This is a genomic window from Riemerella columbina, assembly GCF_030517065.1.
Classification (GTDB): Bacteria; Bacteroidota; Bacteroidia; order Flavobacteriales; family Weeksellaceae; genus Riemerella; species Riemerella columbina_A.
Genome location: NZ_CP103950.1, coordinates 635,830 through 648,471 on the forward strand (window position 1 = coordinate 635,830; position 12,642 = coordinate 648,471).

A 12,642-nucleotide genomic window follows, 5' to 3' on the forward strand; every position below is an offset into this window, starting at 1 on the left:
TTGCAGCCTTAAATATTAACAGGGACGAGTTCCCATAAAAACAATCAAATATGTCAGTAAAAATTAGATTACAAAGACACGGTAAAAAAGGAAAGCCTTTTTATCACATCGTAGTAGCGGATGCCAGAGCTAAAAGAGATGGTAAATTTATCCAAAAATTAGGAATTTACAATCCTGTAGCTAACCCAGCTATTATAGAATTAGATGTAGATGCTTCTGTAGAATGGCTAAACAAAGGTGCTCAACCTACGGATACTGCCAGAGCAATTCTTTCTTACAAAGGAGCCCTTTACAAAAAACACTTACAAGGTGGTGTAGCCAAAGGTGCTTTTGATGAAGCTGAAGCGGAAAGAAGATTTAACGCTTGGTTAGAAGAGAAAGAAGCCAGAATTCAAGGTAAAAAAGACAGCTTAGCTAAATCTAAAGAAGAGGCTAAAAAAGCAGCTTTAGAGGCAGAGGAAAAAGTAAACGAAGCCAGATTAAACGCTAAAAAACAAGCTGAAGAAGAAGCTAAGGCGGCAGCAGAAGCTGAGGCAGCGGCTGAAGAACCAGCAGTAGAAGAGCAAGGCGAAGCTCCTGCAGAAGAGGCTCCAGAGGCTTAAAAAAACAACAATCGATGCGAAAAGAAGATTGCTATTTCCTTGGCAAAATCACTCGTAAGCACGGTCTTTCGGGGAATGTTATCTTGAAATTAGATACAGATCAACCCGAATTTTATCAAAAATTGGAATCAATATTCGTTGAAATCAACGGATTATTGGTTCCTTTTTTTATTGAAAAACAACAATGGCAAAAAGCGGATACTAAGATTATTCTTTTCAAAAATGCCACCGAGGCTTTGGTGGATCAGTGCTTGGGAAAATCCGTGTTCTTGCCACTTTCTACACTGCCGCCGCTCACAGGAAAACAGTTTTACTATCACGAGGTATTAGGCTTTGAAATTTATGATGAAAATGGGCATTTGTGTGGTACTATAAAGGCAATTAACGACCAAACGGCACAGCATTATTTCATTTTAGATCGGGATGGAAAGGAAGTGATTATCCCGATTATTAAAGATTGGATAACCTCTGTAGACCGAGAAAACCACCAAATTACGATGAACCTACCGGAAGGTTTATTAGAGATTTTTGAATAAATCTCTAAATTTTTAAATTTTCCTTATTTTTTTTATTGATAAAGATTTAATAAAGATGAGATGGGATGCTTTGGGTTTCATCAACAATCGTGTAATGGAGTGCTTTAGTGAGGACAAAAATCTCGTTGAGGTTTTTAAGTAATTGGGTCTTGCTTAGCGCGATGAGTTGCTTTTGATCTACGCTTTTATAGGCTTGCTGTTTCGCATTTTCCGTGATTTTTTTCAAATCTTTTTCATCAAATCGGTCAAAGAACGAGTCGTCCATAGATTGGATTTCCACACTCGGTGTAATCTTGATTTTAGGCTCTGGTAGGGCTTTGATGATGAGTTTTTTATTCGTGCTGTCCACTTCTATTTTCATCTGGGAGAGGTTGTAGCTGACCTGTGCGTTGGTTTTGGTGAGTGTTAATATTTTCTTCTCAGATACGGGCAGATAGCGGCTTCCCAAGAGTTCGGATTTGATACTGGTGCGCTGTAGGCTGGAGAAATCTTGCTCTACCACCACCAATTTATTCATCTTAGAAATTTGATTGTTGATGAGGTAATAATCACTAACCACCTCATCTTCAGCTTTTGCGGTTATGCCGCGCCAAGCAAAAAAGATGAGGAGCATTAGTAAAGCACCAGAAATAAATCCGATGATGTATTTTATATTTTTCAATTTTCTGTATTAGATTTTGATTTTTTCTTCTTTTTGGTTTTCTTTTCGCGCGGTTTCTTTTCTTTCTTTTCCTTTACTTTTTTCTCTTTTTTAGGTTTTTTTTCCTTCTTAGCTTTGGCTTTTTTGGTTTTGATGCCGCCATCTTGCTTCACAATATTGTATAAATCTTGCTCTAAGAAACCAGATTCTGGATATTCGGTAATTCTGCCAACCTCCTTGCCATAGCGCTCTATAACGATGGTGGGCACTCGGTTGATGTGGTAAGTGAGTTCTTCGCTTTCAGGAGATTCCATTCTTCTACTTAGGGCGATGATTTTCATTTTGCTCATAGGATATTTGAGCTCTTCCAAAATTTTAATCAGCCTTGGGAATTCTCTGTGGCTGTCCTCGCACCAAGTGCCTACAAAGACTTTAAGGTTGTATTTGTTTAGCGATTTCCCGAGCATTGCCAATGTGGTTTTGTCGGAATCGTAGTTGGCGTAACTTTCATCATACCAAGTTTTAAAAGGTTCTTTTTGAAACTGGCTGAGTGTCTGTTGTCCTAATAAAATTTTGCCGTCTTTTTCGGAATTAACTTGTCTGTTAACCACTACTTTTTCACTTACGCCACAAGAAAATAGTGCAGAGAAAATAATGGTCAGTACGATAATGTGGTTGATTTTTTTTATCATTGTGGTATTAATTATGGTTCTAAAATGGATTTTAAATCGGCAGGAGAGTAATATTTGTTTTTGAGTACTTTATGGTCGCTGCTGCGGTGTACATTATATTTGTCTCCTGATTTTTCATAATAGGCATCTTCGCCTTTGGTGTTTTTATAAAACTCTACAGTTTCTTGGGCTTGTTGCTCATCATCACAAGCTTTGGACATATTAGAGCGTTGCACTTCGTTAAATAATTCTACAAATTTTTCCCCCAAACCGAATTCTAAAACGGCACCGCTGAGGACATATTGTAAATCACAAAGGGCATCTGCCACCTCCACGATATTTTGGTCTTCTATGGCTTGCTTTAGTTCGTTGAGTTCTTCTTGTAATAGGCTTACCCGCAGTTCGCATCTCGATGGAGAAGGGATTTGCGGCGTGTCTAAAATAGGGGCATTAAAAGTTTTATGAAATTCTGCCACCTGGTTGAGGCTATCTAATTGCTCCATTCTGTGTTTCTCTTAAAAATTTCAACAAAGATAAAAAAAAGCACCGAATAAAATCTTTCGGTGCCTTAATAATTTATCATTTTGGAGGATTTGAGACTATTTTGTAATCTCTCTACCGATCACCAATTTCTGAATTTCGGAAGTGCCCTCGCCAATGGTACAGAGCTTGGCATCTCTATAATATTTTTCGGCAGGGAAGTCTTTGGTATAACCATATCCGCCGAAAATTTGTAAAGCGTTATTGGCAATTCTTACACAAGCTTCGGAAGCGTATAGTTTTGCCATAGCGCCTTCTTTGGTCATTTTTTGTTTAGCATTTTTCATGGTGGCGGCTCTATGGATCAAGAGTTCTGCGGCATCAATTTCCGTTGCCATATCGGCTAACATAAAGTTAATGGCTTGGAAGTTAGCAATGGCTTTTCCAAATTGATGTCTTTCTTTGGCGTATTTTAAAGCGGCTTTGTAGGCGCCTTTGGCAATACCTAAACTCAGTGCTGCAATGGAAATTCTACCGCCATCTAAAATTTTAAGTGCTTGTTTAAAACCTTCGCCCACTTGCCCTAAACGATGAGAATCAGGTACTCTAACTTGGTCAAAGATAAGTTCAGCCGTTTCTGAGGCGCGCATTCCTAATTTATTTTCCTTTTTACCAGAGGTAAAGCCTGGCATTCCTTTTTCTAAAACAAAAGCGGTGGCATTATTAGAGGTGTTTTTTTCTCCCGTTCTGGTCATCACCACGGCAATATCTCCCGAAATAGCGTGTGTAATGAAATTTTTAGCCCCGTTAATGACCCATTCATCGCCATCTTTTACAGCGGTGGTGTTCATTCCACCAGCATCAGAGCCAGTATTGTGCTCGGTTAATCCCCAAGCGCCTATCACTTGACCAGAAGCCAATTTAGGGAGCCATTTTTTTCTTTGTTCTTCGTTTCCGAATTCGTATATATGGTTGGTACATAGGGAGTTGTGTGCGGCAACAGAAAGCCCAATGGAAGGATCTACTTGAGAAATCTCATCAATGATAGCCACATATTCGTGATAGGAAAGTCCAGAGCCACCGTATTCTTCAGGAACCACGATGCCCATAAAGCCCATTTCTCCTAACTGATGGAAGAGCTCCACAGGGAAAGTTTGGCTTTCATCCCATTCCATAATATTGGGGCGGATATTTTTTTCAGCAAAATCACGAGCAGTCTCGGCGATCATTTTTAAGTTTTCTGTGTTCATCATTACAATTAAATTTATTTGCCCCAAATATAAATAAATTATTTAAATAAAAGAAGTTTTTTGTGGTAAAATAATTTTAAATCTGTAAATAGTAGTTTATCAGTAATATAGAATGGGTTTTGTTATAAGGTTTTGATATTGATTGTTTTTTTTATTTACAAAAATAAAATAATTAAAGTTTGTGGGGTTAAAATAATTTATTAATTTTGCAACATAAATATTTAAAAAATACTCATTTATGAAAAAGCAATTAGCAGCTTTGGCTTTAGTTTTAGTAGGACTTAGCAGCCAAGCTCAAGATTACAACAAGTGGTCAATTGATGTTAATGGTGGTGTAAACAAGCCTGTAGCGCAGATGTCTTCAGGAAGTTTTACTTCTACACCAAGTTTTTGGACTGTGGATGGAGGTATCCGTTATATGTTCAGCAACAAAGTTGGTATCCGTTTAGGTGGAGGTTACGATAGCTTTAAAAATAGCGACGATAGCAAAAAAACTTTTGAATCTTCACTTTGGAATGTGAACTTACAAGGTTATGTTAACCTTGGGCGCGTATTAAACTTTGAAACTTGGACTTCAAGCTTAGGTTTATTAACACACGCAGGTTTCGGTTACGGAAGATTAAGCAGTGATAACTTAAAAAGTGATGATCAAATCGCATTTGGTGTGGCTGGTATCTCTCCTCAAATCAAACTTTCTGAGAGAGTAACTTTATTTGCTGATGGTTCTGTTTATCTTAATGGAAGACAGCAAAACACTTTTGATACTTATTCTCAAACAACAAGAAGAGGTATCCAAGGAGTTAAATTCACAGCGACTGCAGGTCTTAGCATTGCTTTAGGTAAAGCTGAAAAGCACGCCGATTGGTATGTAGAGCCAGTAGTTAAAAACGATTTTGAAGAGAGATTAACTCAACTTGAAAATGATGTACAGCAACTTAAAAATACAGTTCGTGATGAGAACGGTAACAATGTACCAGATGCTGTAGAATCTTACCTTGAAGCTAACTACGCTAAGAAAGGTTACAACGCAGAATCTCCTTCAGGAGACATCGCGGCTGACCTTATCAAAAATGGTTATGTAAGCGTTTACTTTGATTTCAATGTAGACCGTCCGCAAGCAGGTTCTATGTGGGCTAATGAGTTTGTTATTAAGTACTTAAAAGAAAATCCTTCTGCAACAATCAAATTAGTTGGTTACGCTGATGAATTAGGTAGCGATAGCTATAACCAAAGATTATCAGAAAGAAGAGCTAATAATGTAAAACAATTGTTAGTTGCAGCTGGAATTGATGCTTCAAGAATTTCTGCAAAAGGTCTTGGTGAAGATAAATCTATCAACCAAAGAACTGCAGATGCTCGTCAGTTAGCAAGAAGAGTAACATTCAGCTTCTAATTTGATGATATAATAAGATTAGACTTTATCATAATATAAAGCAAAGTTCGGCTATCCAAGGATAGCCGAACTTTTTTATGGTTATTTTTTTTCTTTGTGAAAACTTTTACTTTAACGATTAAAATCTACGGCTTTAATTCTAAAAAATTAAACTAATTTTGCACTAAATAAAATACGATGAATAGAAAAAAGCTTCTCTTGGTTGTAACCAATGTTGCGCATTATACCAGTGGCTTAGAAACAGGCTTGTGGCTGAGTGAACTCACACATATTTACCATACAGCAAAAGAAAAAAATTGGGAAGTAACAATTGCCAGTCCCAAAGGCGGCAAAGTCCCTATTGATCCAGAAAGTTTAAAGCCTTTGGTGCTGGATAAAATCACAAAAGATTATTATGAAAATCAAGATTTTATGGCGGAACTCAACCATTCTAAAAGTTTAGCTTCGGTAGAAAACGAATCTTTTGATTGCGTTTATTTGGCGGGCGGTCACGCCACGATGTATGATTTCCCGAATGATAAAACCTTGCAGAGTATCATCGCTTAACAATATGAAAGCGGCAAGAAAGTGGCAGCCATTTGCCACGGTGTCGGTGGGTTATTGAATGTCAAGATGTCCGATGGCAATTATCTTATTAAAGATAAAAAACTCACTGGTTTTGATTGGTTTGAGGAAAGTATTGCCAGAAGAAAAAAAGAAGTACCATTCAACTTAGAAGCCGAATTGAAAACCAGAGGCGTTATTTATAAAAAAGCCTTTATTCCGATGACTTCTCAGGTGGTGGTAGATGGCAACCTCATCACAGGGCAAAATCCATTTAGCTCAAAAGAAATGGCAAAAGTACTCGCTAAGGAATTAGAAAAATAAGATTTCCCACTTCAATTTTTTATCAATAAAAAGCGAAATATTCCGATAATCAAAAAAAAAATCCGTACTCTTTTGAATACGGATTTTTTATTAAAATGAAGTCATCGTTACATATAACTTTCTATCGGTTCGCAGGTGCAGACCAAATTTCTATCGCCATAGGCTTCATCTACGCGAGATACAGAAGCGAAGAATTTATGCTCTCTCACCCAATCCAGAGGGTAGGCGGCTTTTTCTCGGCTATAAGGCTTATCCCAAGCATCAGAAATGACCACTTGCTCTGTGTGTGGTGCATTTTTGAGAACATTATTTTTAGCATCGGCTTTACCTTCTGCAATTTCATCAATCTCTTTTTTGATGGAAATTAATGCTTCGGCAAAGCGATCTAATTCTTCTTTACTTTCGGATTCCGTAGGCTCAATCATCAAGGTGCCTGCCACAGGGAAACTCACCGTAGGTGCGTGGAAGCCGTAGTCCATCAATCGTTTGGCGATGTCTGCCACCTCAATACCCAAGGCTTTGAATGGTCTAAAGTCTACAATACACTCGTGAGCCACGCGCCCATGCTGGTTAGAGTAGAGAATAGGGTAATGCTCTTTTAGCACATCTTTTAAATAATTAGCATTTAATATGGCGTGTTCTGTCGCTTTTTTAAGCCCCTCGGTCCCTAACATTTTGATGTAGGCATAAGAAATGTTCTGTACCAATGCAGAGCCGTATGGTGCGGAAGAAATCGCATCGATGGCTTCGGCACTGCCTACCTTAATATTAGGGTTAGAAGGTAAAAACGGAACCAAATGCTCGGCTACGCAGATGGGACCTACACCAGGACCGCCGCCGCCGTGAGGAATAGCAAAGGTTTTGTGTAAATTCAAGTGGCAAACATCAGCACCGATGATACCAGGACTGGTGTAGCCTACTTGAGCGTTCATATTGGCGCCATCCATATAGACTTGTCCGCCGTGGTCGTGGATCAGCTGGGTAATGGCTTTGATATTTTGATCAAAAAATCCATAAGTAGAGGGGTAGGTAATCATAACCGCAGACAGATTTTCGCTGTGTTGCTCTGCTTTGGCTTTTAAATCTTCAAAGTCTATTTCTCCGTTTTCAAGATTTTTTACCACCACCACTTTCATTCCTGCCATCACTGCAGAAGCTGGGTTAGTGCCGTGCGCCGACTGTGGTATAAGGATGATATTTCTATGCCCTTCGCCTTTAGATTTATGGTATTCTCTAATGACCATTAGCCCTGCATATTCGCCTTGTGCGCCAGAGTTAGGCTGTAGAGAAGTCCCCGCAAAGCCTGTAATTTCGGCTAAGTCTTTCTCTAATTCTTTAATCATCAGTTGGTAACCGCCCGCTTGCTCTGTTGGCACGAAAGGATGCACAGCGCCCCATTCTGCCCAAGATAAAGGCAACATTTCTGTAGCTGCATTGAGCTTCATCGTACAAGAACCTAAGGAAATCATCGATTGGGTGAGGGATAAATCCTTTCTTTCCAAACGCTTGATGTAGCGCATCAGTTCTGTTTCCGTATGGTATTTATTGAAAACTTCCTCTTTAAGAATTTCATCTGTTCTCAATAGAGATTGAGGAATGGTATTTTCTTCTTTAATGTTGATTTTAAAGCTTTGTTTGGCTTTGAAATTAGCAAAAGCATCTACCAATTTTTGGAGTTTAGGTTCAATGGATGTTTCATCGATGGAAAGGCTGACAATCCCTTCTGTAAAATAATTAAGGTTGATATTTTGACCTCTCATCAGCATCATTAAGGCTTGTTTTTCCTCTTCACTGAGTTGGATTTTAACCGTATCAAAAGTTGGTTCTTCCACCACATCATAGCCTAAAATTTTAAGTGCTTCTGCTACGGCATTGGCTTTATAATGAATGCGATTAGCAATATTGGCTAATCCCTGAGGACCGTGATAAACGCAGTACATCCCCGCCATTACGGCTAATAAAACTTGCGCTGTACAGATGTTAGAAGTGGCTTTTTCTCTCTTGATGTGCTGTTCTCTGGTTTGGAGCGCCATTCTGAGGGCTCTTTTGCCGTACATATCTTGCGAAACCCCAATAATTCGCCCTGGAATATCTCTTTTATAAACTTCTTTACAAGTGAAAAATGCCGCGTGAGGTCCGCCATAGCCCATAGGAATACCGAAGCGTTGTGTAGTTCCCACAGCGCAATCTGCCCCCATAGCGGCAGGCGATTTTAATTTAACCAATGCCAAAGGATCACAAGCGACAGCCACTTGCAGGTTTTTCTCTTTGTATTGCGCAATGGTATCGGTATAGTCTATCACGGCGCCGTTTTTCCCTGGGTATTGCAATAAAGCCCCAAAAAACTGCTCATCTATGGCTTGCGTTTCGTGGTTGCCGATAACGATGGTGATGCCCAAGCCTTCCGCCTTAGTTTTTAATACGGCAATGGTCTGCGGGAATACCAAATCTGAAACGAAGAAATGGCATGCATCGTTCTTTTTTTGCTCCTTAGTTCGGCTTTCAAAAAACATATGCATAGCTTCTGCAGCGGCGGTACCTTCATCTAAAAGAGAAGCGTTAGAGAGCGGAAATCCAGAGAGTTCTGCCGCTACCGTTTGGAAGTTGAGCAAAGCCTCTAATCTCCCTTGGGCTATTTCGGCTTGGTAAGGTGTATAAGCCGTGTACCAGCTGGGATTTTCAAAAATATTTCTTTGGATGGGAGAAGGGAGTATGGTGTTATAATAACCGAAGCCAATATAAGTGTCAAACAAATGATTTTTGGCTGCCAGCTCCTTAGAATGCAAAAGCATTTCGTACTCTGATAAAGGTTCCGAAATGCTTAGTTCTTTTTCTGTCCGTATTTCTGCAGGAATGGTCTGAGAGATGAGCTCTTCCATAGAGGCAACGCCTATTTTTTGAAGCATAGCCTTCTGGTCTTCTTCATTGATACTAATGTGGCGATTAACAAACGCTTGTGTATTCATATTTTTTAATTAGATTTTTTCTCGTTTTTAAGTTCGTAAATTTACAACTTTTTAGCATATACCACAATTTGAATTTTTAATTTTTTACCACGAATAAAATTTATTTTTATTTGTAATTATTATAAATTGTATTATCTTTGCCTTATGAAGGCTAGTGTAATACCATTTAAAGTACCACCGTTGCCCTCTGTGTATGCAGGAAGTGCCCAGCCAGAATTGTTTTGTGGAAAGAAAAAATGCTGTAAAAAATTCAAAAAAGGCAAGCGCTGCAAAAAATGTCCAGGTCGGCTTAAGTTAGCTTAAAAAATGCCGTAGGGCAGTGATGAGGCTATAAACCAAAACAGCTAAAATAAATACCCATAACCATATGGGCGGTGCCCATTGGAATTTCACCAAAAAGGGTAAAGGTTGGCGTTTTTTCGTTTTTTTATAGGTGAAATAAACCGTCTGTTGCGGGTTTTTAGGCGTTTCTGGTACGGATTCACCGCTAAGTTCTTTAATGACAATGGCTTTAGCCACCGTTTTGTGGAGTTTAGTATTGGTGGCATTCAGTAGGAGGTGAAACTCGCCTTTGCTATCAAATTCCGTGATTTTAAACCGCCGCTCACCATACGATTTTTCTAATCCAAATGGCATTATTTTAACCAAATCGGCGTTCTGAGTTTGCCACGATAGGATGATTTCTTCGCCTTTCTTGGCGCGTATTTTATTGGACTGAAAGCTTTTAATATAAGGTGGTAGATTAGAATAAGTGAAACGCTGTGCTTGAGCCAAATTTTGGTCATAGATTTTTCTTGTTTCGGGTTGAGAAAGCGTTTCGTAAGCCTCTTGCACTTCCTTAAAGCGTTCTGCGAAAAATACATCATTATCATTCTTATCAGGGTGGTATTTCAGCGAAAGTTTTCGGTAGGCTTTTTTAATGTCTTCCGAAGTTGCATTTTCTTTGATCCCTAAAAAATAATAATAATTTTTCATAGAAAAACAGCGGTTTATACAACAGGTTCTATAATATGAACGCCGTGGTGATAGGTGCTGGCGGCGTCTACCATCACTTGTGCCACCCTTTCTACACGCACGGGTTGATAGGCTTTAAAAAGTCCAATGCTATTGAGAATTTTGAGTAGTGCTGCCGATACTTTTTCGCCAAAACGGTCGGTGTTTGGTCGGAGTAAAAGGCTGGGTCTTAATATGATAAGGGTAGGGAAATCCAAAGCGGTGATGGCATCTTCCAACTGCCCTTTCATCTTCACATAGAAATTAGAAGACTGTGCATTAGCCATTTTAGAAGACATTAAAACAAAGGTGGAAACGCCTTGTTGCTTGGCTATTTTGGCAAATTCCAACTGGTATTCATAATCCACTTTCCATTGTGCTTCTTGGCTTCCTGCGGCTTTTAGCGTTGTTCCCAAGCACGAAAAAGCCACATCGCCAAAAATGGCATCACGGTATTCATTCAAATGATTGAAGTCTACCTGTACTTGCTGGATGCGTGGGTCTATTTCAGTTTTGGGCGTTCTCACCAAAGCACGGATTTCAGTATAAGTGGGAGATTGCGCTAATATTTTGAGGAGGCTTTTGCCTGTGGCGCCCGTTCCGCCAATTACTATTGCTTTTTTCATTATCAATCCATAAAAAAATCGCCTCGCGGGGAGGCGATGGGTGTTTTTTAAGCTTTTAAAGCTGCCAAAGCTTGTTCGTAGTTAGGTTCTTGGGTGATTTCTGGCACTTGTTCTGTGTAAATCACTTGGTTGTTTTCATCGGTAACGATGACTGCTCTACTGAGCAAACCTTTTAGCGGAGAATCTTTTAGGGTTACCTCATAATCTTCGCCAAAGTGTCCTCTAAAATCCGAAAGTGTTTCTACATTGTCCAAGCCTTCTGCCGCGCAAAATCTTCCTAAGGCGAAAGGTAAATCTTTAGAAATGTTAATCACCACCGTGTTGTCTAATTGTGATGCTTCCACATTAAATTTCCTTGCAGAGGCGGCACAAACGCCAGTGTCTACACTTGGGAAGATGTTGAGAATCTTCTTTTTACCCGCAAAATCGCTGAGTTTTTTCTCGGCTAAATCTGCATTAACCAAAGTGAAATCTTTTAATTCTGCCCCTTTTGCAGGCAGCTCGCCCAAGGTATGTACTTCGTTTCCTTTTAATGTAATGGTTGCCATTATGGTTTTGTATTTTAAAATTTAACCAAAGGTAAGGATAAAAAATTAAAACACAAAATAGCGGTGCCCAGAGCCTTTGGCTACAGATTGAAATTCACATAGAGAGAATGTCGGTTTCGGATGCGAACATAACCATCAGACAGCGCAGATTTGAGCGGAAGTTGGCTTTCTACCCCAATATTAAAGCGTTTAAATGCCACCTCGGCGCCTATTTTACTTAAAACGATGTAGCCACCCGTATGCGGAATTTTCTCGCCGACTTGTACATTTGGGAGGTATTTTTCTGTTGCAATACCCAACCTCGGTGATAGGGTAAAATTTTGAAAATTATGAATGTAATAACCTGTTAATGAGGTGTTCCACTGGTCGCCGAAGCGGTAGTATTTTTTATTCTGGGTTTTAAAGGTGTAGTCTGTAGAGAATGCCAGCGCCCACTGTTCGCGGAGGAAAGTATAGTTGAGAATAGCGGAATAATCCCAGCTGCCTGTTCCCCTTTGGAAACTCGGATTGTACGACTGCGCCGAGGCTTCATCAAATTTAGCGATCGGGATTTTAACGCCTGCGCCAATATGAAGGCGGTGGACTTGTGCGCTATCCAATGCAATTTTATAAATAACAGAAGTGGACAAATCTCCAATGCCAGAAAGCGTCTGTTGAGGCGTGGTTTCTCGCTGATGAAAGTGATAAGGCAGGCTGGCGTAGAGGTCTATTTTTGAAGCGACAGGAATTCTGCTCCAGAGCTGCACGGTATTATAATGCTCAGGGATGTTGTAATCCGCATCTAAAACATTGGCTTTAGAGGCGTAAGTTTGGTGCAAATACTTGATACCGATAAACTGCGGATTTAGAATGCTCTCAAACCCAGAAGAAGCGCTACCCACGGAGCAACCACAAGCATCACAATCATCATCTAAGAGAAGAGAAGGTGCCGTAAATGCTGGGCGCCCGCTGAGGCTATCGCGGTCTTTGGCAAAAAATAGGGTAGGCATTAAAATTAATAGCCATAGGGTGAAAAGACGGTTCATTGGGGATAAATGTTGAAATTGAGATTTTGTTTTCATAAGTTTCAT

13 protein-coding genes and 1 pseudogene are annotated in these 12,642 nt (G+C 39.6%); 5 read left to right on the top strand and 9 right to left on the bottom strand.

Going from position 1 to position 12,642, the window contains the following annotated elements; all coding sequences use genetic code 11:
- Positions 1-50 precede the first annotated feature (50 nt).
- Positions 51-602, top strand: a complete 552-nt coding sequence (locus NYR17_RS03035) for a 30S ribosomal protein S16 (RefSeq protein ID WP_302506308.1) — start codon at positions 51-53, stop codon at positions 600-602.
- A gap of 14 nt (positions 603-616) precedes the next feature.
- Positions 617-1,138: a ribosome maturation factor RimM gene (gene rimM / locus NYR17_RS03040; RefSeq protein WP_302506309.1), complete on the top strand. Its 522-nt coding sequence runs from the start codon at positions 617-619 to the stop codon at positions 1,136-1,138.
- 46 nt (positions 1,139-1,184) lie between these two features.
- On the opposite strand, the gene NYR17_RS03045 is transcribed toward rimM, so the two are convergent.
- The 4 genes from NYR17_RS03045 to NYR17_RS03060 all read right to left on the bottom strand — a co-directional run bounded on the left by NYR17_RS03045 (position 1,185) and on the right by NYR17_RS03060 (position 4,179).
- Positions 1,185-1,799: a DUF4230 domain-containing protein gene (locus tag NYR17_RS03045; RefSeq protein WP_302506311.1), complete on the bottom strand. Its 615-nt coding sequence runs from the start codon at positions 1,797-1,799 to the stop codon at positions 1,185-1,187.
- Complete coding sequence (locus NYR17_RS03050; RefSeq protein ID WP_302506313.1) at positions 1,796-2,470, bottom strand: thioredoxin; 675 nt, start codon at positions 2,468-2,470, stop codon at positions 1,796-1,798. Before NYR17_RS03050 ends, NYR17_RS03045 begins: the two co-directional genes overlap by 4 nt.
- A gap of 11 nt (positions 2,471-2,481) precedes the next feature.
- The gene (locus NYR17_RS03055) at positions 2,482-2,952 is read right to left on the bottom strand and encodes a nucleoside triphosphate pyrophosphohydrolase family protein (protein ID WP_302506315.1); all 471 of its coding nucleotides are present in this window, start codon (positions 2,950-2,952) and stop codon (positions 2,482-2,484) included.
- Positions 2,953-3,048: 96 nt separating this feature from the next.
- Entirely contained in the window at positions 3,049-4,179 is a 1,131-nt protein-coding gene (locus NYR17_RS03060; protein WP_302506977.1) for an acyl-CoA dehydrogenase family protein, read from the bottom strand.
- Positions 4,180-4,417: 238 nt separating this feature from the next.
- Between NYR17_RS03060 and NYR17_RS03065 the strand changes: the two genes are divergently transcribed.
- From NYR17_RS03065 to NYR17_RS03075, 3 genes and pseudogenes are all read left to right on the top strand, one after another.
- Entirely contained in the window at positions 4,418-5,572 is a 1,155-nt protein-coding gene (locus NYR17_RS03065; protein ID WP_302506316.1) for an OmpA family protein, read from the top strand.
- A 177-nt stretch (positions 5,573-5,749) separates the two neighbouring features.
- Entirely contained in the window at positions 5,750-6,118 is a 369-nt protein-coding gene (locus tag NYR17_RS03070) for a hypothetical protein (protein WP_302506317.1), read from the top strand.
- A gap of 12 nt (positions 6,119-6,130) precedes the next feature.
- Positions 6,131-6,439 (top strand): annotated as a pseudogene (locus tag NYR17_RS03075) (DJ-1/PfpI family protein); the annotation flags it as partial.
- A gap of 107 nt (positions 6,440-6,546) precedes the next feature.
- Here the strand turns inward: NYR17_RS03075 and gcvP are convergent.
- The 5 genes from gcvP to NYR17_RS03100 form a co-directional block, all read right to left on the bottom strand.
- Entirely contained in the window at positions 6,547-9,405 is a 2,859-nt protein-coding gene (gene gcvP, locus NYR17_RS03080; protein ID WP_302506318.1) for an aminomethyl-transferring glycine dehydrogenase, read from the bottom strand.
- Between the two features lie 294 nt (positions 9,406-9,699).
- Positions 9,700-10,380: a J domain-containing protein gene (locus NYR17_RS03085; RefSeq protein ID WP_302506319.1), complete on the bottom strand. Its 681-nt coding sequence runs from the start codon at positions 10,378-10,380 to the stop codon at positions 9,700-9,702.
- A 14-nt stretch (positions 10,381-10,394) separates the two neighbouring features.
- Positions 10,395-11,024: an NAD(P)H-binding protein gene (locus NYR17_RS03090; protein WP_302506320.1), complete on the bottom strand. Its 630-nt coding sequence runs from the start codon at positions 11,022-11,024 to the stop codon at positions 10,395-10,397.
- 47 nt (positions 11,025-11,071) lie between these two features.
- On the bottom strand, positions 11,072-11,572 hold the full coding sequence (gene tpx, locus NYR17_RS03095; RefSeq protein ID WP_302506321.1) for a thiol peroxidase: 501 nt from the start codon (positions 11,570-11,572) through the stop codon (positions 11,072-11,074).
- Positions 11,573-11,652: 80 nt separating this feature from the next.
- Positions 11,653-12,633, bottom strand: a complete 981-nt coding sequence (locus NYR17_RS03100) for a hypothetical protein (protein ID WP_302506322.1) — start codon at positions 12,631-12,633, stop codon at positions 11,653-11,655.
- Between the last annotated feature and the right edge of the window lie 9 nt (positions 12,634-12,642).